General features: G+C 71.4%; 21 protein-coding genes and 1 pseudogene. 8 read left to right on the top strand and 14 right to left on the bottom strand.

Annotated features, from left to right (window positions below):
• The first annotated feature begins 47 nt into the window (after positions 1-47).
• Positions 48-266, top strand: coding sequence for a hypothetical protein (locus ACZ7OH_RS34065; protein WP_470284601.1), 219 nt, complete (start codon positions 48-50; stop codon positions 264-266).
• Positions 267-268: 2 nt separating this feature from the next.
• On the opposite strand, the gene ACZ7OH_RS34060 is transcribed toward ACZ7OH_RS34065, so the two are convergent.
• The 3 genes from ACZ7OH_RS34060 to ACZ7OH_RS34050 form a co-directional block, all read right to left on the bottom strand.
• Complete coding sequence (locus tag ACZ7OH_RS34060; RefSeq protein ID WP_470284600.1) at positions 269-484, bottom strand: hypothetical protein; 216 nt, start codon at positions 482-484, stop codon at positions 269-271.
• 289 nt (positions 485-773) lie between these two features.
• A complete protein-coding gene (locus ACZ7OH_RS34055) occupies positions 774-2,270 on the bottom strand; it encodes a rhamnogalacturonidase (RefSeq protein ID WP_470284785.1) in 1,497 nt (498 codons plus the stop codon).
• Between the two features lie 136 nt (positions 2,271-2,406).
• Positions 2,407-2,991: a helix-turn-helix domain-containing protein gene (locus tag ACZ7OH_RS34050; RefSeq protein WP_470284599.1), complete on the bottom strand. Its 585-nt coding sequence runs from the start codon at positions 2,989-2,991 to the stop codon at positions 2,407-2,409.
• Positions 2,992-3,009: 18 nt separating this feature from the next.
• Between ACZ7OH_RS34050 and ACZ7OH_RS34045 the strand changes: the two genes are divergently transcribed.
• Both ACZ7OH_RS34045 and ACZ7OH_RS34040 read left to right on the top strand, forming a co-directional pair.
• The gene (locus tag ACZ7OH_RS34045; RefSeq protein ID WP_470284598.1) at positions 3,010-3,495 is read left to right on the top strand and encodes a GNAT family N-acetyltransferase; all 486 of its coding nucleotides are present in this window, start codon (positions 3,010-3,012) and stop codon (positions 3,493-3,495) included.
• Between the two features lie 20 nt (positions 3,496-3,515).
• A complete protein-coding gene (locus ACZ7OH_RS34040) occupies positions 3,516-4,508 on the top strand; it encodes a sigma-70 family RNA polymerase sigma factor (protein ID WP_470284597.1) in 993 nt (330 codons plus the stop codon).
• Positions 4,509-4,522: 14 nt separating this feature from the next.
• Here the strand turns inward: ACZ7OH_RS34040 and ACZ7OH_RS34035 are convergent, their stop codons facing one another.
• The 3 genes from ACZ7OH_RS34035 to ACZ7OH_RS34025 all read right to left on the bottom strand — a co-directional run bounded on the left by ACZ7OH_RS34035 (position 4,523) and on the right by ACZ7OH_RS34025 (position 11,502).
• On the bottom strand, positions 4,523-9,418 hold the full coding sequence (locus ACZ7OH_RS34035; protein WP_470284596.1) for a hypothetical protein: 4,896 nt from the start codon (positions 9,416-9,418) through the stop codon (positions 4,523-4,525).
• A 26-nt stretch (positions 9,419-9,444) separates the two neighbouring features.
• Entirely contained in the window at positions 9,445-10,830 is a 1,386-nt protein-coding gene (locus ACZ7OH_RS34030) for an esterase/lipase family protein (RefSeq protein WP_470284595.1), read from the bottom strand.
• 87 nt (positions 10,831-10,917) lie between these two features.
• The gene (locus ACZ7OH_RS34025; RefSeq protein WP_470284594.1) at positions 10,918-11,502 is read right to left on the bottom strand and encodes a helix-turn-helix domain-containing protein; all 585 of its coding nucleotides are present in this window, start codon (positions 11,500-11,502) and stop codon (positions 10,918-10,920) included.
• A 77-nt stretch (positions 11,503-11,579) separates the two neighbouring features.
• Here ACZ7OH_RS34025 and ACZ7OH_RS34020 point away from each other — a divergent pair, with 77 nt between their 5' ends.
• The 3 genes from ACZ7OH_RS34020 (at position 11,580) to ACZ7OH_RS34010 (ending at position 13,847) form a co-directional block, all read left to right on the top strand.
• Positions 11,580-12,518, top strand: coding sequence for an NAD(P)/FAD-dependent oxidoreductase (locus ACZ7OH_RS34020; RefSeq protein WP_470284593.1), 939 nt, complete (start codon positions 11,580-11,582; stop codon positions 12,516-12,518).
• Positions 12,519-12,558: 40 nt separating this feature from the next.
• On the top strand, positions 12,559-13,032 hold the full coding sequence (locus ACZ7OH_RS34015) for a group II truncated hemoglobin (protein WP_470284592.1): 474 nt from the start codon (positions 12,559-12,561) through the stop codon (positions 13,030-13,032).
• Between the two features lie 215 nt (positions 13,033-13,247).
• Positions 13,248-13,847, top strand: a complete 600-nt coding sequence (locus tag ACZ7OH_RS34010) for a TIGR03086 family metal-binding protein (protein ID WP_470284591.1) — start codon at positions 13,248-13,250, stop codon at positions 13,845-13,847.
• Here the strand turns inward: ACZ7OH_RS34010 and ACZ7OH_RS34005 are convergent.
• Together ACZ7OH_RS34005 and ACZ7OH_RS34000 are read right to left on the bottom strand one after the other, a co-directional pair.
• Positions 13,786-14,694, bottom strand: coding sequence for an NAD-dependent protein deacetylase (locus tag ACZ7OH_RS34005; protein WP_470284590.1), 909 nt, complete (start codon positions 14,692-14,694; stop codon positions 13,786-13,788). The genes ACZ7OH_RS34010 and ACZ7OH_RS34005 overlap by 62 nt on opposite strands.
• The gene (locus ACZ7OH_RS34000) at positions 14,694-15,596 is read right to left on the bottom strand and encodes a bifunctional helix-turn-helix transcriptional regulator/GNAT family N-acetyltransferase (RefSeq protein ID WP_470284589.1); all 903 of its coding nucleotides are present in this window, start codon (positions 15,594-15,596) and stop codon (positions 14,694-14,696) included. Before ACZ7OH_RS34000 ends, ACZ7OH_RS34005 begins: the two co-directional genes overlap by 1 nt.
• 88 nt (positions 15,597-15,684) lie before the next feature.
• Between ACZ7OH_RS34000 and ACZ7OH_RS33995 the strand changes: the two genes are divergently transcribed.
• Positions 15,685-17,115, top strand: a complete 1,431-nt coding sequence (locus ACZ7OH_RS33995; RefSeq protein WP_470284588.1) for a serine/threonine-protein kinase — start codon at positions 15,685-15,687, stop codon at positions 17,113-17,115.
• Here the strand turns inward: ACZ7OH_RS33995 and ACZ7OH_RS33990 are convergent.
• From ACZ7OH_RS33990 to ACZ7OH_RS33980, 3 genes and pseudogenes are all read right to left on the bottom strand, one after another.
• Entirely contained in the window at positions 17,105-18,172 is a 1,068-nt protein-coding gene (locus ACZ7OH_RS33990; RefSeq protein WP_470284784.1) for a DUF3800 domain-containing protein, read from the bottom strand. The two genes, ACZ7OH_RS33995 and ACZ7OH_RS33990, sit on opposite strands and share 11 nt — an antisense overlap.
• Entirely contained in the window at positions 18,063-18,314 is a 252-nt protein-coding gene (locus ACZ7OH_RS33985; RefSeq protein ID WP_470284783.1) for a DUF3291 domain-containing protein, read from the bottom strand. The genes ACZ7OH_RS33990 and ACZ7OH_RS33985 overlap by 110 nt, the downstream gene beginning before the upstream one ends.
• Positions 18,266-18,499, bottom strand: a pseudogene (locus ACZ7OH_RS33980) (DUF3291 domain-containing protein); the annotation flags it as partial. The pseudogene ACZ7OH_RS33980 and the gene ACZ7OH_RS33985, both read right to left, overlap by 49 nt.
• Before the next feature lie 119 nt (positions 18,500-18,618).
• Here ACZ7OH_RS33980 and ACZ7OH_RS33975 point away from each other — a divergent pair.
• Positions 18,619-20,097, top strand: a complete 1,479-nt coding sequence (locus ACZ7OH_RS33975) for a hypothetical protein (RefSeq protein WP_470284587.1) — start codon at positions 18,619-18,621, stop codon at positions 20,095-20,097.
• Here the strand turns inward: ACZ7OH_RS33975 and ACZ7OH_RS33970 are convergent.
• Genes ACZ7OH_RS33970 through ACZ7OH_RS33960 form a run of 3 tightly spaced genes read right to left on the bottom strand, consistent with a single transcriptional unit; the run spans position 20,094 to position 21,754 of the window.
• Complete coding sequence (locus ACZ7OH_RS33970) at positions 20,094-20,525, bottom strand: Rieske (2Fe-2S) protein (protein ID WP_470284586.1); 432 nt, start codon at positions 20,523-20,525, stop codon at positions 20,094-20,096. The genes ACZ7OH_RS33975 and ACZ7OH_RS33970 overlap by 4 nt on opposite strands.
• Positions 20,526-20,534: 9 nt before the next feature.
• Positions 20,535-21,080 (bottom strand): DUF6529 family protein, encoded by a 546-nt coding sequence (locus ACZ7OH_RS33965; RefSeq protein ID WP_470284585.1) that lies wholly within the window; start codon positions 21,078-21,080, stop codon positions 20,535-20,537.
• Positions 21,080-21,754 carry a hypothetical protein gene (locus ACZ7OH_RS33960; protein WP_470284584.1) on the bottom strand — a complete coding sequence of 225 codons (675 nt, stop codon included), beginning with the start codon at positions 21,752-21,754 and terminating at the stop codon, positions 21,080-21,082. The genes ACZ7OH_RS33965 and ACZ7OH_RS33960 overlap by 1 nt, the downstream gene beginning before the upstream one ends.
• Positions 21,755-21,947: the final 193 nt, after the last annotated feature.

Below are 21,947 nucleotides of genomic sequence, written 5' to 3'. Positions count from 1 at the left end.
CACGCGATCGGGGCAGCTTCGGGAAGTCAACCGAACGAGGAGGCGCGATGGCCGGGCAGACCCGTTGGCACGTGATCCCGAGGACGGCCCCGCTGTGCTGGCTCAGTCTGGCGGCGGGCGTGCTGCTGTTGGTGTCGAGCATCATCACGTTGACGACGACCGCGGCCCGGGTGCCGGTGCTGGAGGTGATCGTCGCGGTCGTGGCGGTGGCGCTGATCGCGTTGGCGGGCGTCGGTTTGGCCCGCCCGGACCTCCGGGGCCGCTGAGGTCAGGGGCGTACGCACCGCTGCGTGTCGACGTCCCAGGTACCGCCGCCGTCGAGGCAGTCGGTGAACTCCCGTTGTCCGTCGACCCACGCTTTGTGGCCGGCGCAGACGTCGTACTTGGTTTCGTCGCCGTCCCGGCACTGGTAGCCGTATTGCGGCGGCTTCCGGGTCGGCGTCTTGCGCACCGGCGCCTTCTTGGTGGTTGCGGCGGCGGCCACGGAGATCGCCAGCGTCGGCTCGACAGTGAGAGTCGACTCGCTGGTGAGAGGCGGATCGGATGCGTACGGCGCTTGCGGCCTCCTCGACGAGTTCGAATCGCACAGCGATTCGGTCGCCGAAGAGGCCGCGACGGTAATCGCCGTCCGGTCGTTGTCGCCGGATCGCAGTGCGGCGCCGAGGTCCGCGCGGCGGGTGGTCGTGCGGCGAGGGATCGTCGCCCGGACAAGCCAACGATATGGGCTGAACCGGCCGGGTCCCGCGGCGGCGCCGGGGCCCGGCCGGACGGTCCTACAACTCCTCGTGGTCCGCGTGCTCCACCTTGGCCTCCGGGACCGGGCGCCCGTCGCTCACCCGGAAGTCGTCCACGCCGTCCAAGACGAACGTCGGCGTTCCCGCCACCTTGTCCGCGCGGCAATGGTGCACGTCCAAATCCGCGACGTCGCGCGCCACGAACGCCGGGCGCGTGCCGGTCGCCGCGAATCTGACGTCCACATTGTCCAGGCTGATTCCGCGCGCGTGGCGGATGAAGAACCCGTACGCCGGGAGCGTGCCGAACATCGACGGCTCCGGGTACGCCGTCTCCAGTTCGGGTGGGTTCTGGACCGCGTCGCCCGGGGTCAGGCCGCCCGCCAGGTGGTGGCGGATGTTGCTCAGCTTGACGTCCTCGATCGGGTGGCCGGGGATGCCCGCGAGGCACGACGGGTACCGCGGGTCCGCGTCGACCGTCGTGACGTCGCTGATGCTCACCCGGCGCAGGAAGCCGACCGGGATGCCCGCCGGGCCGCGCATCCGCGCGCCCAGTCTGAGGAACAGCGGCATCTGGACGTTGCGCATCGTCAGGTTGCTGACCGTCACGTCCTCCAGCCAGCCGCCGTCCACCGTCTCCAGCGCCAGGCCGCGGCAGTGCTCGAACACCACGTTCGAGATCGCGATGTTGCGGAACCCGCCGTTCGCCTCCGTGCCGAACTTGACGCGGCCGGTCCGCCCGTACGACGGCGACGTCTTGAACGTGCCGTCGATCAGCGTCCCGAGGTCGTAGCCGCTGACGAAGCAGTTGTCGATCGTGACGTTTTCCGTGTCCCGCACCCGGTTCAGCGCGTACGAGCTCTTCAGCACGATCGCGTCGTCGTTGGGCGAGTTCACCGTCGTGTTGGCGATCCGGACGTTCTTGCAGCAGTCGATGTTGATGCCGTCGCGGTTGGTGTCGATCACCAGGCCGTCGATGCGGAAGTTGTCGACGCCGGTCGGGAGGATGCCGAAGTGGCCGCCGTTGACGATCGTGATGTCGCGGATCGCGACGTTGCGGCACAGCTTGAGCGCGATCGCCTTGTTGCCGTTGAGCGGCGCGGACTCCGCGCTGCCGCCCGCGACGAGGCCCTTGCCGTCGATCTTGCCCGGCCCCTCGATGGTGACGTTCTCCAGGTTCTCGCCCCAGATCAGGCTGTTGTGCCAGTGGCTGTGCCCGAAGTCCTGGTACGGGTTGCCCGCGCCCGGCTCGGCGGGGTCGTACCCCTTTCCGCCGGCCGGGACGGCCGCGAGGATCGTCGAATTCGCCGCCAGGTACAACGCCACGTTGCTCTTGAGGTGGATCGAATAGCTCGCGTACGTGCCGGCCGGGAAGTACACGGTCCCGCCGCGGGTCGCGGCCGCGTCGATCGCGCGGTTGATCGCGGCGGTGTCGATGGCGCGGCCGTCGCCCTTGGCGCCGAACTTCGTGACGTCGAAGACGCGGCCGTCCGCGGCCAGCTCCTGCGCCCCGGCGGACGGAGATCCGATGAATGGCAGCGCGGCGCCCGCCGCCGCTCCCCAGGTGACGGCCCGACGACGGCTCAACGGTCTGCTCACGGATGCTCCCTTTCCTAGTAACGACAGAAACACCACGCGGTGTTCCGACGGCGGATCGGGAATGCGCGAAATCAGGCTAGGAGGAAGTGATCGGATGAGTCAAGCGCGAGCGCATCACCAGCGCCGCGACGTGGTACGAGCACGGCTCGTCGCCGCGGTTGGCGTACGAATGCGGCTCGTCCGCCGGGAAGTAGGCCGAATCCCCCGCCGTCAGGACGTACTCGGCCGCGCCGACACCCAGCCACAGCGTCCCGGCTTCGACCGCGACGAACTCGTGCGAACCCGCCGCGTACGCCGGGAAAGTCCCCGCGTCGCACCCGGCCGGCAACGTGGTCCGGATCCACTCGAAGTTCACCCCGGGGACCACCGGCGTCAGGATCGTGCGGTGCCAGCCACCCGGCTCCGCGACGTGGTCCTGCTCCGCCGCGCGGCGGACGATCACCCGGTCCGACTCCAGATCGGCCAGCAGCCGCGACAGCGACAGCCCCAGACCGTCGGCGATGCGGGACAGCACCACCACCGTCGGCGTCTTCTCGCCGCGCTCGATCGCCGACAGCATGCTCACGCTCACGGACGCCCGCGCGGCCAGCGCACTGAGCGCCAGGCCGCGGTCGGCCCGCAGGTCGTGCAGGCGGCGGCCGAGGACACCCGGATCGATCATTCCTCTATAATACCTGTCATGTCCACTATAGAGGAGGCCGCCGAGGCTGACGCCGAGGGCATCGCGGCGGTCTTCGCGCCCTACGTCACCGACTCGGTCTTCACGTTCGAGACAACGCCGCCGGCCGCGGACCAGTGGCGCGCGAAGATCCGCGGCAGCGACCTGCCGTTCCTCGTCCTGCGCGGGACGAAGGTCGACGGCTTCGCGTACGCCGCGCCGTGGCGGCCGAAGCCCGCCTACCGGCACACGGTGGAGACGACGATCTACCTGGCACCCGAGGCCGCCGGGCACGGACACGGCCGGCGGCTGCTGGACGAACTGCTCGAGCGGTGCGCGAAAGCCGGGGCCCGGCAGGCGATCGCGGTCGTCGTCGACTCCGGCAACCCCGCGTCGCGGAACCTGCACCACGCCGCCGGTTTCGCCGACGCCGGTGTGCTGCGGCGCGTCGGGTTCAAGCACGGCCGCTGGCTCGACACCCTGCTGATGCAGCGCGAGCTCGGCTGACCATCGGGCAGGATGCGCGTATGGACACCGAAGCCGACCTCCTCGAAGCGGCGCGGCGCGCGGATCGCGGCGCGTTCGACCGGCTCGTGCGGCCCTACCAGAGCGAGCTGCGCGCGCACTGTTACCGGATGCTCGGCGCCCTGCACGACGCCGAAGACGCGCTGCAGGAAGCGTTGCTCGGCGCGTGGCGCGGGCTGCCCGGGTTCGAGGGACGCAGCTCGGTGCGCGCGTGGCTCTACCGGATCGCCACGAACGCCTGCCTGCGCTTGATCAAGCAACGGCCGAAACGCTTGCTGCCCCGCGACTTCCACCCCGCGGCGAACCCCGGTGACGCGCTCGCCGACCCGGTCGACGGCGAGGCGTTCGTCGAGCCGTACCCCGAGGACGACTGGGACCCGCAGCGCCGTTTCGAGCTCCGCGAAAGCGTCGAACTGGCGTTCATCGCCGCCCTGCAGCACCTGCCCGGCACGCAGCGGGCAGTGCTGATCCTGCGCGAGGTGCTCGCGTTCTCGGCCGCGGAAGTCGCCGAAGCACTCGGCACGTCGGTCGCTTCGGTGAACAGCGCGCTGCAGCGGGCGCGCAAGACCCTCGACGAGCACGCGCCGGCGCAGAGCCAGCAGGCGACGCTGCGCGCCCTCGGCGAGGAAGCGGAACGCGCGCTGGTGGCGGACTTCGTCGCGGCGTGGGAACGCGCGGACGTCCCGGCGCTACTGGAACTGCTCGCCGAAGACGCCCGCTTCACGATGCCCCCGCTGCCCGCGTGGTTCGACGGCCGCGACAACGTCGCCCGCTTCCTCGCCGGCAACGTCTTCGCGACGCCGTGGCGGCTGGTCCCGGTCCGGGCCGCGGGCCAGCTCGCGTTCGCGTGCTACCAGCGCCACCCGGACGGCGTCTTCCGCATCGGCTGCCTGAACGTGCTGACCCTGCGCGGCGACCGCGTCACCGAGATCATCGGCTTCCTCGACCCGAAGATGTACGCGGGTTTCGGCCTGCCGGCCAGGTTGCCCGTGTGATCGTGCGCCGCCAGTCACCCGTCGTGGCGAAGCTCCCGTAACAGCCCGACGAGTTCATCCTGATGGCCCGGTTGATAGACCAGGGCATCTGCAACCGCCCCGACCAGAGTTCCGAGCTCATCCTCATCTGCTTGGACTCGCACGGCGGCGGCGAGCTCGGCGGCCGTTGCCGAGTCACCCGAGAGCGCGTGCGCGATCGCCAAGGCGACGGTCGCCTGCCGCCAGTCTCTGTCAGTGGCCGTATCGCTCTCCAAGCTGCACAGCCGCGCCAGCGCTTCGAGCCGCTCGACGTCCGCGGCTCGCCAGGCCGGCTGCAGCAACGGAAGGCCGCTGGCCGGGTCGTCGAGAACCTGGAACGCCACGGATTGCTCGTTCCTGCGGGTGAGCACGAGCAGTGCGAGCAAGGTGTTGGCCACCGGATCGTTCTCGTCGCGCAAACCGTTCAGCACGGCAGCACAGTCGGCTCCGAGCAGTTCGTCGTAGTGGTCCTCCAGAAATGCCTCCGGGTCGTCCGCGCCGACCCACGCGCCGATGAGCGTCGTCGCGATGACAGTCCGGTAGGCCGCCTCGATGCCCCTTTCCACCGCATCGGCTCGCAACCTCAGGTGTTGCGCGACGAGCTCTTGATCGACATTCATCGCGCCGATCTCCGCCAAGAGGATGTCGGTGGCGGGATCGAGCAGCACCGGGTTCGCCGTGAGGTAGTCGCGGGATTTCGTCCAGGTCGGGGTGTTGAACCAGGCAACGAGGTGCTGCCCCAACATCGGATCGATGGTCAGCCAGCTCGGAACCGGCCCGACGACCTCTCCCCAAATGGTGTCGAACGAATCCGGGGCTACGGCACGTCGCATCCTCGCCGTGTCGCGAATTGCACGTACCAGATCCGGGTCATCGCCGGCATCACTCATCACGACCCGGATGTCGTTCACCGTTGCCCGGAGATCCTCGACGCCACGTGTCCGCGACAACAACAGCATGATCCGCACCGTGGGCCGGTCGGTGAAGTCGTCCAGCGCCGACTCCCACGCTTCCGCCCCCGCGGCGTCGAGTCCCGCCGCCAGAAAGCCGAGGCTCCGATCGTCCAGAACGGCCTGGCTCTTGAGCTCACTGATGCTGCTCATCAGCAATGAATCGGCGTCCGCGCCAAGCCCTGCCGCCACCTCGGCTCGGCCGAGATTGATCCGGGACATGGCCAGCAGTGCCTTCTTGTTCGGCACCTCGAGACTTTCGAACAACGCCACCGAGCGCTTGGCGGTCTCCACCGCCGCCTCGGCTTCACCAAGCTTGAGCTGTACATAGGACTGGTTGAGCAGTGCGTGACCCAAGCCGCTGGTGACCGCGGGTGACTTCACACCGACATCGAGCAATTCGATCGCCATGGCTGCTGATTCGCCTGCTTCGTCCAGCTGATCGAGTGCCAGCAGACCGGCGCACAGGTTGCTCTCGCAAATCCCCCGCAAGAGACCGATCCGCGCATCTGCCGAGACTGACTCCCCAGCGAGCTTTATCCCTTCGCGACAGAGAGCGACCGCCTCCATCGCCCGGCGGGTGACCAAGACTCCCGCCAAGTCGGCCAGTGCGCCGATGAGCCGGATCACGGCCTGCGCCGACCCGTCGAGCAGTTCACGGGCCAGGTCAACCGACTCCTCCAGGAACACGGCCGCTTCCTCTGTCGAGCCGGCAATAGCGAGCAGATTCGCCAGGCCGGCCAAGACAAGGGCGTAGTGTTCGCGCACACCGGGACGGTTGTCCGCAGCGAGGAGCTCGACCGCCTCTCGATGTCTGTTGATGGCGTCCGGCAAGTCACTCCCGGACTTCGCGAGGGACGCTTTCACCTGCCGGATGATCAGCAACCCCAACTGGGTCGAAGCCTCGCAGCTACTCGATTTTATACGCCGCAGATGCAGTTCCGCCTCCTGCAAACATGCGAGCGACCGGTCTGGGTCGCGCGTGTCATCGGCTATGGCGAGGTAGCTGAGGCCGACGACAAGTGCCGCTTCGATGCTGCTGTGGGCCATCGGTGACGCCAGCTCGATGGCCGCGGCGAGCAACTCGCGGGGGGCCGGAAGATCCGCGCGTACAATTCCACGCTTCGCCTCGGAAGAGATGACCACGGCTGCCACTCGCAGGCACAGCGCCAGGTAGACGTCGGCGATGTTGTGCTGCGCCCCGACTACGCGAAACAGCTCCACGATGCGTGCAGTGGCGGAGTCCGGCGAAAGCAGAATTTCCGGGCCGTCGGCGACACTCGTCAACGCCAGGATCGCCTCCACCTGAGCTCGCACGTGAAGCACTTCGAAGAGGGGTGCGTCCGTCCGCTGCGCGTCGGCATCGTCGATCAAATGCAGCGACCTCTCGCTGAACTTGTCAGCTTTCTTCAGATCACCGAGGCCGAGAGCGGCGGCCGCCACCATCAAGCACGCCCCGGCCAGCAGTGATTCGTTCGGAAGAGCGGCCTCCGGAGGGGCGTTGTCGTTGAGGTCTACGACCTCCATGGCAAGTTGAGACGCGTACTCCAAGTTCCCCCGGCGCATCTGTGTCAGCGCATAGCCGGCGAGAGCGGCCGAGAGGGCGCTGTTCCCGCGCGGTCCTTCGGCGACAGTTCTGGCCAGCTCGGACGCTTGCGACGCCGCCGAGTCGGCCCCTTCGAGATCTCCCGCGCTGGCACGGGAGAACGCGAGCTGGAAGAGGTGCATCACCTGGTCGGCGGGATCGCCCAGTTCCCGGCTCAGTTCCACCGCCTCTTCGGCGAGTCCGACGGCTGTGTCGGGCGAACCTGACCAGTGAAGCCTCGTTCCGACTTCGCCCAGGGCAGCGACCAGATCCGGCAGGAAAGCTTCACGATCGAGCTCGGCGAACGGCCGGAGCAGCTCGATGCCCACAAGTCCGCTGTCAGCCAGGTGTTGCCACGCGTACCGCCACAGATAAGCGTGCTGCCGCGGTGTCTGACCTTGGTCAAGCAGCGTCCGGTAAAGAACGGCGACTGCCTCGGCCACCGGTTCGGCCACCACCGCAGGCAGCCGCTTGGCCATATCGGTACCGATCATCGGCCGCAAGTAGTCGACGAGCCGCTGGTGCGCGACGCGGTACACAGCCTGATCTCCCACTGCGCCGGCCACCACGTGCCGGCCGAGCACCAGCAGCAACGCGTGGACGTCGTCGCGGCTGTACTCGGTTTTGCTGGGCGACAACGCGCTCGCCACGGCCGGCCAGACATCGTCTGCGGGCATGCCGGCACCGTGGGCACAAGCGAGTGCGAGCATCAGCTCTCGGGCCGCGGTCGGGTGAGGCTGCCCATTCACCGCCAGGACGGTTCCCCGGAGGTCTTCTTCGAGCGCGGCTTCCACGCTGGACGCGATCTGGTCGCGCCACCCTGCACTCGACGTGTCGACCGGTCTCAGCCTCAGCTGGGAAGTGATCAAGCGAGCGAGCAGAAAGGAGCCCTCCCGGCCGGGGTCTGCCGCTCTCGCCAAACCTGCGATCTCCGCAGCCACCAGCTCTGCATCCATGCCCGGAGACCGGTCTCGCAGCCGACGTTCCGAGTAGCGGCGAACATCGCGCAGCGTGGCTTCGACTTCGGTACCAAGATCGGTGACCCCCGCAGTCTCCCCCAGCAACGCAAACAGCCCTGGCTCTTCCATGTTCAGTCCTGTGAGCTCCCGGCTGCCGACCAGCACCGAGCATTCCCGGCTCAACGGTTCGACGAGCTTGACCGCGATATCGCGGCATTTGAGGTCGCCCGCTTCGTCCAGCCCATCCATGACGACCACCAGTGGTGTTCCGGCAATGCGGCGACGCCCGGCGTAGGCGAGGATGTCGTAGACGCTGGCGTCGTCTGCGAGCCCCAGCTGTACAGCCAAGATCTCGGCTGCGCCCTTGGTGTCCAACCCACGCATGTGGATGTGCGCGGACACACTCGACTCGCCCGGGTCGAGATCGTCCGGCAAGCCTTCTGCGACCAGACGTGCGCGTTCCACCGGAACGGAAAGGCTCACGAGCCGTCCCAGGATGGCCGACTTCCCCGACCCGGCGGGTCCGGTCACAACCCACGTTCCCGGGCGACGAGCACACATCCATGTGACGATCGGTGCCAGAACCTCTTCACGACCGGTGAAGAACAGCTCAACTGTCGAGCCACCTCGAGCCGCCTGGAGAAGGTGTTCGACAACGATGTGACTGGCCTGGGGGCGGTACAAAGGGTTGTTCAGCATCGGCCAGGCGTTGCCGGTGCACGCCTGCTGCGGCGAATGCCGAGGTTCACCCCACTCCTTCACCAGCGCATCGATCAGGTCGTCCCCCCGGACCCTGGCGTCGTAGGCGTTCCAGCGAAGCCGCAATGTCGGGTCGGTGGGACCATCGGTCAGCAGCCGAGCGAGTTCGCGAGCCATGGCCCCACTGCGGGACAGCTCGTCCCCCCGCGCCGACGCCACCACACCGAACCACGCCGCGCCGGGGTCGGCCCGGCCGGAGAGCACCGCGTTCGCCATTCCCAGCGCATCGGGCACTCCGGCTCCGGAGAAGCAGGAGTCGACGACGACGAGCACCTGAGCCGCGCCGGTCCGTGCCGTCCACTCCCCCAGCTGCCCGGCTGTCGCGAACTCGACGTCGTCGTCGACGCCGGCACGACCGAGCAGCCGGAGGTTTCCGCCGTGTCCGCGGATGCCGTGGCCGGTCCACAACAGGATCAGGAATCCGCCCGGCATGGACCTCTCCTTCAGAGTCCGGTCCATCTCGTCGAGCAGCTGCCCACGGCTCCGGTCTGCCAGGAGCACCCCGTCGAACCCGTGCTCTTCAGTCAGCAGGGACACGAGGCTGGCACTGTCGGGAACTGCTCGAGCGAGAGTCGCCAGCGTGTGGTACTCGCCATTGGCGACGGCCACCACCCGGGCGAGTTGCAGTGCGTCGTTCATCCTGTGACCTCATCACGATGGTCCGTTCAAGCTGGGGAAACTGCCGGGTCCCAGACGAGGAAAGGGACGCGCACCGGCTCCGGCCCTCCGGCAACGTCGCTCCCGACCGTCGCCAGATAGCCTCCGGGCGGCAGCGGTTCGAGCATCGCCCGGCCATCCGGCCGGACCACCACGGGTTGCCCGACCTGACTGCCCGTTTCGTCTGTTACTGATACCTGAAGCCGACGGTCGTCGAGGTCGCGGATGGTCACCTCCGGCGCTTCGTCCGGCGCACAGAGCTCAGGCATCACAGCGCTGATCGATCCGGGTACGCCGCGTTGCCAGACCACGTCCTCCCGGGAGAGGATTCCGTCGATCAAATCCAGAGCGGAACGCGTGTTGTGCAGCTCGCCGTGATGTTCGGCAACCTCGTGGACTTCGGAACCACGCCCGGCGACGGGCTCCGCCGAGAGCCTTGGCACCGTCCCGTCACCGCCCTGATTCCGGTTGTCGATTTCTTCGGAAAGGATCACCTGTCCAGCGACGATCCGCGCTGTGGTCACGGTCGGCTGCCGGATTCCGACGATCTTGTGCAGTGTGTACGGAGAACCCCCGTTGCGAAGATCCGCGTGGAATTTGGCGGCGTCGGCCAATGCCTTTGAACCGACCCCTGGAATCCCCACCCCGGTCAAGCTGGTTCGCTTCCCGCCGGGAAGCTCGAGGCAGTCGAAGGTCGGCAGCAACTGGTGCAGCGATGGCATGCTCCGGACCATTCCGGTGAGATCGAGACGCAACCGGCCCACGCCCGGGGCGATCCCGTTGACCAACGTGCCCAGGGCCCTCGTCGCACCGCGATGTGGCGTGCCGATCGTGATCAGGCTCCGGGTCAGCTCCGCGCCGTTCTCGTGTTCCAGGAACCACCGTGCGACCAGGCCACCCATCGAATGGCACACAAGCACGAGTCGCGCGTCTTCCTTGCCCGGCAGGCTCCGCCACCGCGAGAGCAGGTCCTCGACCTTCTTGGCCAGCAAGCGCGCGTTGTAGCGGTTCGACAGCCGCCAGTCGTAGGCGAACACGAAGAAGTTGGAGGCGACTTCGGGGTGTTTGCGATCGAATTCGACAAGGTTGAACCGGCGACCGCGAAGCAGCCTCAGGAGTCCGGCGTAGCCACCGATCGGGCTCCACACCCCCGGGATGACGTGCAGGCCACCGATCACGCCCAGAGCTCGCACACCGTCGCCTGGATGCTCGTCGCCGATGTCCTCCGGCAGGGTCAGGGCTTTGACCGATTCGCCGAAGGTCCGGATGGCCCGGACAAGGGAACCGGGGCTGATCGACCAAACAGCCCGTCCTTCAGCATCGGCGAGCGCGCTACCCATGATCCCCGGAATGAACACCACCACGTCTTGGACGGCGTTCCGATCGACAGTCATGAATATAAGTGCGCCGGACCGCACGAGATTGTTACGGACCGTAGGTACCGTTCTCGTCACGCCGTGACCGAAGTGACTTCGAAATGGTCACCGGGACTTGGCCCGCAGGTGCAGCCGCTCCCCCTGTTTCCCGAACAGGCTGAGGATCTCCGCGGGCCGGCCGACCGCGCCGAACCAGTGCGGCAGCCTCGTGTCGAACTCCGCCGCCTCGCCCGGGCCCAGCGTCAGGTCGCGGTCGGCCAGGATCAGGCGGAGCCGGCCCGACAGGACGTACAGCCACTCGTACCCCTCGTGGACCTGCGGGTCGGGCTCGCCGGTCTCCGGTTCCAGGATCATCTTGAACGCCTGGGGCGCGCCGGGCTGGCGGGTCAGCGGCAGGACCGTCATCGACGCGCCGTTGCTGCGCGGGAGGCGGCGGGCGGTCAGCCGGACGCGGGGGTCGCCGACCTCCGGGGCGCCCACCAGCTCGTCCAGGGGCACCTGGTGGGCTTGCGCGATCGGCAGGAGCAGCTCGAGGCTCGGCTTGCGCTGCCCGGACTCCAACCGGGACAGCGTGCTCTTCGAGATGCCCGTCGCGGCCGAGAGGTCGGCCAGCGTGACCCGCCGCTGCGTGCGGACCCGCTTGAGGCGGGGGCCGACCTCGGAGAGGGCCTGGGTGATCGCGTCCGTCATCCCCCCAGGAAACGCCCTCGTTGCGGAAACGGCAACATTTGTTGTCGGAATCGCGATGCCCGGCCCAAGGTGGCGGCATGACCGAAAACAGCTATGACGTCCTGGTGGTGGGTGGCGGCGCGGCGGGGCTGAGCGCCGCCCTGATGCTGGGCCGGGCGCGGCGGCGCGTCGCGGTCGTCGACGGCGGCTCGCCGCGCAACGCGCCCGCCCGGCACATGCACGGGTTCCTGTCCCGCGACGGCCTGTCGCCGTCCGAACTGCTCAAGATCGGCCGCGAGGAGCTCGCCGGCTACGGCGTCGAGGTCCTCGACGACCAGGTGACCCGCCTCGAAGCGGGCTTCACGGCCGAGCTGGCGAGCGGCCGCGAACTCACCGCCCGGCGCGTCCTGGTCGCCACCGGCGTCCACGACGACCTGCCCGGGATCCCCGGCCTGCGCGAAAGCTGGGGCACCGACGCCGTCACCTGCCCGTACTGCCACGGCTACGAGGTCCGCGACCAGCCGCTCGGCGTCCTCGGCACCGAGCCGCTGAGCGTCGAGCACGCCCTGCTGGTGCGCCAGTGGTCGCCGGACGTCGTGTACTTCCCGCACACCGCGCCACTGTCCGAAGAGGACCGTACGCGGCTCGACGCGCGCGGCATCCGGGTCGTCGACGGGACCGTCACGGCCGTGCGGCGCGAAGACGGGCACCTCACCGGGGTCGAGCTCGGCACGCGGTTCGTGCCGCGGGTGGCGCTGTTCATCCGCACGCGGACGGTCCCGCACGACGAACTGCTGCGCGGGCTCGGCTACGAAGAAGGTTCCACCGACCCGATGGGCAAGACCAACGTGCCGGGCGTGTGGGCGGCCGGGAACGTCGCCGACGCGCGGGCGACGGTGATCATCGCCGCGGCCCAGGGCGCGGCCGCCGCGGGCGCCCTGAACCACGACCTCGTCGCCGAGGACGTGCAGCGGGCGGTGGAGAAGTTCGGCGGCTTCACCCCGGCCGCCGAGCGCGCGGCCGCCGCGGCGCGCTGAGGTCCTGGCGTCCGGCGGCCCGGCGTGCCAGGCTCGACGCGTGCGTCCGACGCTGTACGACTTCGCCGGCGGCGACCCCGCGTTCCTCGCGCTGGCCGCCGCCCACCACGAGCGCTGCCTGGCCGACCCCGAGCTGAACCACCCGTTCTCGCACCCGGGGCAGAATCCCCGGCACGTCGAACGGCTGGCCTGGTACTGGGCCGAGGTCATGGGCGGCCCGCCGCGGTTCTCGGCCGAGTGCAGCGACCACTCGGCGGTGCTGCGGATGCACGCGGGCAACGGCGACATGAGCGACCTCGGCCGCCGGTTCGTCGACTGCTTCGTGCGGGCCGCGGACGACGCCGGCCTGCCCGCCGACCCCGAGTTCCGCGCCGCGCTGCGGTCCTACATGGAGTGGGCCGTGGCGGAGGTGCTCACCTACCGCGGCCCGGCCGGGGAAGTGCCCGGTGGGCTGGCGGTGCCGCGCTGGTCGTGGACGGGGTTGCAGCCGGCGTACCGATCCGGCGAAAAGTAGGCCGGCTCCCGCGCGGCTGTGGCTGTGGCCGGATCGGTACGGTCGGCACCGTAACGCCCGGGGCGGCGGCGACGTCTTGCAGGCAACGACCGGCTGTGGAGGTCCGTCGCAGAGCCGGTCCCGGGCGCGTTTCCCCCAACCCGCCCCGGGCCGGCTCGTCCACGGTGTCCGAAACCCGCCTGCGCGGCGCGCGGCACCGGGCCAGACTGGCGGGCATGCTCCTCGATCGCTTTCTCGTCGCCAGCAAGGGTTTCGAACGGCACGTCCGCGCGATCCCGCCCGACGGCTGGGCCGCGCCGACACCGTGCACCGAATGGGACGTCCGCGCCCTGGTGAACCACATGACCCGGGGCAACCTCAACTACATCGGGCTTCTCCGCGGCGCCACCCGCGAGGACTTCCTGGCCGCCCGCGACGCCGACGCCCTCGGCGACGACCCCGTGACCGCGTTCACCGAGTCGGTGCGGGCCTGCGCCGAGGCCTTCGCCGACGAGAGCGCGCTGGACCGGGTCGTCGACTACCCGCTGGGCAAGCTGACCGGGCGGCGCGCACTGGCCGTCCGCACCGCCGACAGCACCGTGCACACCTGGGACCTCGCCCGCGCGCTGGGCGCCGACGAGACGCTCGACCCCGGTCTCGTCGCGTGGATCGACGAGAGCTACGACGACATCTTCGCGGGGCTGGCGCTGAACTCCCGGGTCTTCGCCGATCCGCCGGCCGGCGCGCCCATCGCGTCCCGGCAAGACCGGGTGCTCACGCGCTTCGGTCGCGATCCCCGCCGACCGCGCACCCCAGCCGAGCCGCCAGCTCGGTGAGCGCCCGCCCCAGCGGCAGGTCGACGCGCACCGACGCGTACCGGTCGCCGCGGGTCTCGCCGTGGTTGACGATCACCACCGGCTTGCCCGCCGCCGCCGCCGCGTGGCGGACGAACCGCAGGCCCGACATCACCGTCAGGGAGGATCCCAGCACCAGCAGCGCGCCGGCCTCGTCGACCAGGCGGTAGCACTGCTCCACCCGCGGCCGCGGGACGTTCTCGCCGAAGAACACGACGTCCGGTTTGAGCACGCCCTCGCACGAGACGCACGGCACCGGCGTGAACCGGCGGACCACGTCCTCGGGCAGCTCGACGTCGCCGTCCGGGTTGATCCGGGTGGCCGCGCCCCCGAAGTCCGGGTTCGCCGCGCGCAGCCGCCGGTCCAGCTCGGCGCGCGGGCTGGTGCGGCGGCAGTCCAGGCAGATCACCCGGTCGAGGCTGCCGTGCAGCTCGACGGCGTCCGCGGTGCCGGCGGCCTGGTGCAGGCCGTCGACGTTCTGCGTGATGACGCCGCCGAGGTACCCGCCCTCGCGCAGCGCGGCGACCGCGCGGTGGCCGTCGTTCGGGTCGGCGCGCGCGATGGTGCGCCAGCCGAGGTGGCTGCGCGCCCAGTACCGCTGGCGTCCTTCGGGACTGGTGACGAACTCGTCGTAGGTCATCGGCGTGTGCCGGCGCAGGCTGCCGGACTCGCCGCGGTAGTCGGGGATCCCGGACTCCGTCGACAGCCCGGCTCCGCTGAGCACGGCGACGCGCCCGCGTGCGACGACGTCGGCGAGCTCGTCGAGGCTCGAGGTCCGGGGCAGCGGCGCGTCCGGGGACGTCCAGGTCAGGGTGGGGCGGGTCCGCACTAGGCCAGGGTACGTACGCCCGGGAGGTGCTTCTCGAACCAGTGATCGGCGTAGTGCTCGTCGTTGAACGCCGGGACCTCGCGGTAGCCCGCCGCCTTGTAGAGGCCGATCGCTTCGTCGAGCGCGCGGTTCGTCTCCAGCCGCAGGGTGCGGACGCCGAAGCCGGCCGCGTACGCCTCCAGCTCGGCCAGCAGCCGCCGGCCCAGGCCGAGCCCGCGGGCCGACGGCGCCACCCACATCCGCTTGACCTCGGCGGGCGCGCCGTCGCGGACCTTCAGCGCGCCGCAGCCGACCGGCTCGCCGTGCAGCCTGGCCACCAGCAGGACACCGGCCGGCGGGGTCATCTCGGCGTCGGCCGCGGAGATGCTGCGCGCCGCGTCGAAGCCGTCGTCGAACCGGCGGGCCAGCTCGGCGAAGTAGGCGTCCAGGCAGTGCCGGGCGTTCGGGTGCGCGGGCGGGCACGGTGCGACGGCGACCGCCGAGGCCGTCAGGAGGCGCTCGACCTCGGCCATCGCCGTGACGAGCCGGGTGCGCTGGCCGGCGGACAGCGGGGCGAGCAGCGCGGCCGCGGCGTCGTCGGAGAGCCGGTCGAGCGCGGCGCGTTCGGCCCGCCCGGCCTCGGTGAGTCGCGCGGTGCGGACGCGGCCGTCGGCGGGGCTCGGCCCGACGCGCACCAGGCCGTCGCGCTCCAGCCCGCGCAGCAGCCTGCTGAGGTAGCCGGAGTCGAGGTCGAGCCGTGCCCGCAGCTCGCGAACGTCGCATCCGGCGGCGCCGATCTCCCACAGCACGCGGGCCTCGCCCAGCGGGCGGGCGCGGGCGAGGAAGGCGTCGTCGAGCGCGCCGATGCGCTGGGTGACCGTCCGGTTGAACCGGCGGACGCCCGTGACCAGGCCGGAGTCCATTACCTGACCATAGTCAGCTAATCGGCTGTAACGCAACGCCGCGCGCGGCAGACTTCCCGGTGTCGGGTGCCTTGCGGGAAGGAAGCGCGTGAGCTGGCAGTTCGGCCCCTACCGCGTCGAGTCGCTGATCGCCCGGGGCGGCATGGGCGAGGTCCTGCGCGCCTACGACTCCCGCCACGACCGCATCGTGGCCCTGAAACTGCTGGCTCCGGAGTTCGCGGCCGACCGCGCCTTCCAGGAGCGGTTCCGGCGCGAGGCGCACGCGGTGGCACGGCTGCGCGAGCCGCACGTGATCCCGATCCACGCCTACGGCGAGATCGACGGGCGGCTCTACCTCGACATGCGGCTCGTCGACGGCGACGACCTCGGCACCCGGCTGGCCGCGGGCGGCCCGCTGGGCCCGGCCGAGGCGGTCGACGTCGTCGGGCAGGTCGCCCAGGCCCTGGCGGCCGCGCACGCCGAAGGCCTGGTGCACCGGGACGTCAAGCCGTCGAACGTACTGGTCGGCGCGACCGGGTTCGCCTACCTCGTCGACTTCGGCATCGCCCGCGCGGCCGGGCCCGCCACCGGGATCACCGCCACCGGCGGCGCCGTCGGCACCCTGGACTACATGGCGCCCGAGCGCTTCACCGACGGGCCGGCCGACCACCGCGTCGACGTCTACTCGCTCGCGTGCGTGCTGCACCAGTGCCTGACCGGCAGCAAGCCGTTCGCGGCGGCGACGGCCGCGTCGCTGATCGGCGCGCACCTGCACCAGCCGCCGCCACTGCCGAGCACGCTGCGGCCCGGGCTGCCCGCCGCGTTCGACGGTGTGATCGCGCGGGGCATGGCGAAAGACCCCGCGGTGCGCTTCGGCAGCGTGACGGAGCTGGCGGCCGCCGCCCGGGCCGCGCTCGGCGGCACCAGCCCGGTCCCCGTCGCCGCTCCCCCGACCCGCCAGGCCACCCGGATGGCGCCGGGCCCGGCGCCCCGGCGGCCGTCGAAGGTGCCGTGGCTGGTCGCCGCGGTGGCGCTGCTCGCGCTCGTGGCCGTCGTCGGGTGGTTCACCGTCCTCAAGCCGTCGTCGCAGGCCGCTTCCGGCTCGACCCCGCCCTCGGCCCCGCCCTCGACGACGTCGCCCGCGGCGGCGCCGGTGACCGCGCCGCCGGTCACGACCACGCAGGTCAGCGTCCGGACGTCCACCAGCGTCGTGGGCGGCGCCGACCTCGGCCTGGCGACGGCGATGAGCACGCCGCCGTGCGACGGCTCGTTCGTCGTGATCCTCGGGTCCGCCATCACCCCGGGCCGCTACCGCGCCGACGTCCAGCGGTTCCTGGACGCCCACCCGGGCGCGGGGTACCTGCACGCGCCGAGCACGGGGTGCGGCTCGCTGCGGCAGCGGGTGGAGGGTGCCGACGTGTACGCCGTCTACAGTGGACCGTTCGGCACGAAGGACGCGGCGTGCGCCCACCGCAGCGGCGGCGCGTACGTCAAGCGGCTCGACAACACCTCGTCGCCGACGCAGATCGTCAACTGCTGAGCGCGTTCCACACGGACTCGGTGTCCACAAAGGACTTCAGTAGCTTGGTGAGCCGCGGGTCGCCGCGCCCGTTGAGCGCGTCCGAGGCGATCCGGCGGGCGACCCCGGCGAGGAAGTCGGCGACCTGCACGCGGGCGTCGGAGCGCGAGTCGACGAACCGGACACCGGCCAGCCGGTGCCCGAGCGTTGCCTTGAGCTGCAGCACGCGCTCGCCGGTCAGGGCCAGCTGCTCGTCGTGGACCAGGGCGACCGGGGTGCCGCCGGCGCTGAAGTGCCGGACGGTGTGGATCACCGCGGGCACCAGCGGATCGAGCACCGGGACCAGCCCGGGGTCGGTCGCCAGCCGGACGCGGTAGCCGTCGACGCGGCCGGCGCCGTCCGCGAGGAGAGCGACGATTTCGCCGGCCTCGCCGGGGACCGCGGCGAGTTCGCGGGCGAGGGCGAAGAACTCGGCGGGCGACGTGGTCACGCCGCGCCGCGGCCGCAGCCGCAGCACGCTGGTGAACGCGGCCAGGAAGTACGCCCAGCGCTCGGCGCCGAACGCGGCCGGGCCGGTGCGGTGGAGGGTGCGCGCCATCGTGTCGGTGCCGTGCTCGGCCAGCAGCGTGACGGCGGCCCGCACGGCGAAGAACGTCTTGTCGGTCAGGTGCACGTGCCCGCGCCCGGCGAGGGGGCCGCCGGGGTCGAGCAGCCACTCCAGCACCGCGCGGTGCTTGGCGCGCAGCAGGTGGTTGGCCTTGTACTCCTCGGCGGGCGAGCCGATCCGGGCCCGGATCTCGCTCACGCAGGCGCGAGCGTCCTCCGGTGTCAGCCGGACGCCGGCGTGGGCGAAGACGTCCGTCTCGCCGCCGACGAGGTTCTCGCCCTCGGAGCCCGACTCGTCGCAGGCGATCTCGAGCGGGCTCACCGGTCCGATGGTGCCAGACAGCCCGCCGGGCGGCGACCGATTACCGGCAGCGGCGTCCGTCCACGGTGAACCGGTGCACCGGCGTGAACGCCTGCGGCGAGGGTCCGTGGTCCCGCAGGAATCCCAGCCGCGCGAGCGCCTGGCCGACAGTGGGCTGCCGGCCGCCGGCCACCCACCACAGGGCGGTCGCGGGCGGCGGCGCCGGCGTGAACCAGTCGCGGCGGCGCGCAGGAGGAACCTGCCGTGCGCGCTGCGGCAGACGAACTCGTGCAGGCTGCGGTAGTCGCGCCACACCGAAACGTTGACGACCACTTCGACGCCGGCGGAGGTGGCGAGGACCGCGTGCCCCGATTCGGCGCCGAGCCGCCAGACGAACCCGGGCGCCGCTTCGGCGAGCCGCGCGACGGCGTCGAGGGCGTTCGCGAACCGGGCCATCACCGGGTCGTCGAGCGGGGCCCGCGGCACCGCGACGTTCACTTGGGCGAGCTCGGCCACCACCCCAGCCCAGGTCGGGCGCGGTCACGGTTGGGCCACGGCGGCTAACGACCGGGATGCGTCCGGTGACTTGCCGGAGGTAGGTGTTCCGGGAGGCGCCGATGGCCACGAACGACCGGCCGGCCCGGCTCGCACTGACCGCGGCGGTGCTCGTGCTGCTGCTCGGTGCGGCCGGAGTGCTGGTGCAGCAACGGTTTTCCGCGACGGCGAGTCCGGGTGGGACGGTCGCCGGGATCGAGGTCGACGCGCCCGCCGGGACCCGCGTCTCGGTGCGGCCCGCGCCCGAACCGGCCGCCGCGGCGCCGTTGACGCGACGGGTCGGCGGCGGCGCGGACCTGGCTTTCGACGGCGCCGGGCCGGTCCGGGTGCGGATCCCGGTACCGGCGGCCCCGCCGGCCGGGTTCGGGCCCGTCGTCATCGGCGGGCGGACGCTCGTCCCCGCGGTCTACGACGCCGCGAGCCGGAGCATCGTCGCGGACCTCGCCCGGCCGGGCGCGTTCTGGGGCGGGCTGCTGGACTTCGCCGCGCTGGGCCGTGAGGCCGTGCCGGATCCCGCGCCGCGGCCGGGCTGCGCGGGCCGCTCGGCCGGCTCCGACGGCGTCGTCGTCGCCCTGGGCTCGGCGCCGCCGCTGTCCCCCTGCGTGACCGCCGGCGGTGGCCGCGCGAGTGTCACCTTGACGTCGAACGCCCGCGTGCCCTACCGGCTCACCCCGCCGCCGGGCTGGCCCGAACCGACCGCCCGGACGGTCACCGTCGGCCAGCCGTCCGGGCGTCCGCGGCAGCGTGACCTGCTCTGGCCGGGCGCCGCCGTGACCTACGACGTCCCGTTCGGCCGGCTTCCCGGCACCGTCCGCGGCCAGGCCGAGCCCGGCCCCGCGATCGGCACCGCGCTCGCGGCGGCCGCGCACCGCCTCGCCGCGCTGTTCGGCATGACCGACGCCGCCGGGCCCGCGCCCGAGGTGCTGGCTTGCGCCGCCGACGCCGGCGCGGAGCACGTCACCGCGGACCGGCCGGAGGCCGCCGTGTGGGCCGCGCTCGGGTCGTGCCGGCCGGCCGGTGGCGACGTGGTGCGCCGGTTCCTCGAGCCCGGGATCGGACCGGTGACGGCCGGTCTCGCCGCGGCGCAGCCCGACTTCACCGTCCCGGTCACGACGAGCCGCGCGCAGCGGTTCACGCAGACCGTCGAGTACCAGCCGCGAGCCACGACGGGCCGCGCGACCGGCGCGTGCGCGTCGGTGTCCGCGGTGTCCGGTCGCCACGACGCGTACCGCTGCACGAGCGGCGGCACGACGTACGACCCGTGCTTCGCCGTCCCGGGAACGCGGGTGGTCTGCCCGGTCTCGGCGGTGAAGGCGGTGGCGCTGACCTACAGCGGCGCCTTGCCCACGCCGCCGGACCCCGGCGGGACGGCGGACCCGTTCCTGCTGGCGCTGGTGAACGGCGCGCAGTGCGCAGCCGTCCCCGAGGATTCGGGGACCCGGTTCGCTTGCGCGGACGGGACCGTCCTGTCCGGTGCGCTGGACACGTCGGGTCCACTGTGGACGATAGCGGGGATGACCGTTGCGAAGGCCTACACCTAGGCCAGCGTGATCTTGCCGTTCGCGACGGTGACTTGCTTCTTGTCGAGGGGCTTCGCCGCCGGGCCGTGCGCGACCGAGCCGTCGGCGATCTTGAACTTGCTGCCGTGGCACGGGCAGTTGATCGTGCCGTCCGCGACGGTGTCGACCGTGCAGCCCTGGTGGGTGCAGATCGCCGAGAAGGCCGCGAACGTGCCCGCTGCCGGCTGGGTCACCACCACCTGCTTGTCCGCGAACACCTTGCCGCCGCCGACCGGGACGTCGCCGGTCGCGCCCAGCTCGGTGCCGCCCGGTGCCGCGGGCTGCTGCGCGGCCGAGGACGGCGCTCCCGAGCCGCCGCCGTAGGTGCTGCAGCCCGCCGCCAGGCCCGCCCCGGCCACCGCGATCGCGGTCCGGCGGGTCACCGCCCGGTCCGTTTCGTCGTTGCCCACGATCGCCCCCTAGAAGGTCAAGCCCGATTGGGTGAAGAACCACAGCGACGCGCTCAGCCAGAGCCCGACGAGCGCGGTGAACACGAGCCCGCCGAGGACCGGGAGCGACCAGCCGGGCGCGCCGTCCTTGCGCAGCAGCAGCATCTTCGCGACGAACGCGCCGTAGAAGAAGCAGCCCAGCAGCGAGTGCAGGAGGACGCGCGTGTCGAACGACTGGAACCCGAGCGCGTAGAGGCAGTGCAGCGCCACCGGGATCGAGACGAGGAACGCCAGCCGCCCCGACCAGCGGTGCACCGGCGACACCCACGCCGGGACGGTCCGGCCCAGTTTCCCGTACATCGCCAGTGCCGACAGCAGCTGCACGACGGCCAGCACGACGACTACCGTCGCCAGCCACGCCTTCACCGACTGCGGGCTGGAGAAGCCGGCGACGTCGACCGCGACGCCGGTCGGGGTGTGCAGGTTGCCGTAGACGCCGAGCGCCACCGAGACGACGGCGCCGACGGCCAGCGGCACGAGGAGCGCGGCCGCGGCGCGGTTGCCCGCCGTGGTCATCAGAAGTCACCGGACCCGGTCAGGCCGCTGAGCGGCTCGGCGGTGACGGCTGCCCCGTCGACGGTCGCGGTGCCGGCCGCCGCGTCGAGCGCGGGGGCGGCCGCCGAGTCCGCGTCCGTAGTGAGGATGCCGACCTGGCTGCCGTCGGGCTGCACGATCCAGCCGACCTTCGCCTGCTTGCCCTTCACCTTGGGCGTCGCGCGGTAGAGCCCCGCGGGTTTCTTCGCCGGGGGCGCGGTGAACTGCCACGTCTTTCCGGACGCCGTCACCGTGCCGGTCACCGCCGCCGCATCGAAGCTGCCCGTCAGGCTCGAGTTCTTCGCCCCTTTGAGGTCGAGCTTCCCGCCGACCGTGACGCCCTGCAGCCAGGCTTCGACCTTCTTGCCGTCGCAGAGGTAGGCGATCGCGTGGCCGTCGCGCACCGACACCGCGACGGACGCGCCGCCGCCGGTGACGCGCCCGGCGTAGTCCGCCCTCGCGGGTGCTTGTGCCTGGGGCGCCTCGGTTTTCGGCGCTTCCGACGTCTTGGGCGGGGCCACCGAACTGCCGGCGGCCGCGTTGGCGGCCCCGGCGACCGGCCCGACGCCCGTCCCGGTAGCCAGGTTGACGATCCCGATCCCGCCGGCGAGCACGACCCCGGCGAGCAATGTGAACAACGGCCCCGGATGTTTCATGGCACTATCCCCGCATTCCCCTATCCCACCACCGTGCCCACAACACGGATGTCGGGGCGAAACGGCTCAACGCTACGCGCGGAAAAGAGGTATCGCTTAGGGCTTGTCTCATTTGGCGAGTTTCTTGTAGCAGGTGATGGCGGCGGCGAGGGTAAGGAAGGCGAGGTAGTGGGTGGGTTTGCGTTCGTAGCGG

The organism is Amycolatopsis sp. NPDC114478, assembly GCF_055633805.1.
The sequence above is the reverse complement of the archived record's forward strand: the minus strand, read 5'-3'. Positions and strand labels throughout refer to the sequence as shown.

Excerpts from the sequence above, each read along its gene's own strand:
- ACZ7OH_RS34020 (WP_470284593.1), top strand. The coding sequence starts at position 11,580 with ATGACCGAAAACAGCTATGACGTCCTGGTGGTGGGTGGCGGCGCGGCG.
- ACZ7OH_RS34010 (WP_470284591.1), top strand. The coding sequence starts at position 13,248 with ATGCTCCTCGATCGCTTTCTCGTCGCCAGCAAGGGTTTCGAACGGCAC.
- ACZ7OH_RS33965 (WP_470284585.1), bottom strand. The coding sequence starts at position 21,080 with ATGACCACGGCGGGCAACCGCGCCGCGGCCGCGCTCCTCGTGCCGCTG.
- ACZ7OH_RS34065 (WP_470284601.1), top strand. The coding sequence starts at position 48 with ATGGCCGGGCAGACCCGTTGGCACGTGATCCCGAGGACGGCCCCGCTG.
- ACZ7OH_RS33960 (WP_470284584.1), bottom strand. The coding sequence starts at position 21,754 with ATGAAACATCCGGGGCCGTTGTTCACATTGCTCGCCGGGGTCGTGCTC.
- ACZ7OH_RS34035 (WP_470284596.1), bottom strand. The coding sequence starts at position 9,418 with ATGAACGACGCACTGCAACTCGCCCGGGTGGTGGCCGTCGCCAATGGC.
- ACZ7OH_RS34030 (WP_470284595.1), bottom strand. The coding sequence starts at position 10,830 with ATGACTGTCGATCGGAACGCCGTCCAAGACGTGGTGGTGTTCATTCCG.
- ACZ7OH_RS33975 (WP_470284587.1), top strand. The coding sequence starts at position 18,619 with ATGGCCACGAACGACCGGCCGGCCCGGCTCGCACTGACCGCGGCGGTG.
- ACZ7OH_RS34025 (WP_470284594.1), bottom strand. The coding sequence starts at position 11,502 with ATGACGGACGCGATCACCCAGGCCCTCTCCGAGGTCGGCCCCCGCCTC.
- ACZ7OH_RS34050 (WP_470284599.1), bottom strand. The coding sequence starts at position 2,991 with ATGATCGATCCGGGTGTCCTCGGCCGCCGCCTGCACGACCTGCGGGCC.
- ACZ7OH_RS34045 (WP_470284598.1), top strand. The coding sequence starts at position 3,010 with ATGTCCACTATAGAGGAGGCCGCCGAGGCTGACGCCGAGGGCATCGCG.
- ACZ7OH_RS34000 (WP_470284589.1), bottom strand. The coding sequence starts at position 15,596 with ATGGACTCCGGCCTGGTCACGGGCGTCCGCCGGTTCAACCGGACGGTC.
- ACZ7OH_RS34040 (WP_470284597.1), top strand. The coding sequence starts at position 3,516 with ATGGACACCGAAGCCGACCTCCTCGAAGCGGCGCGGCGCGCGGATCGC.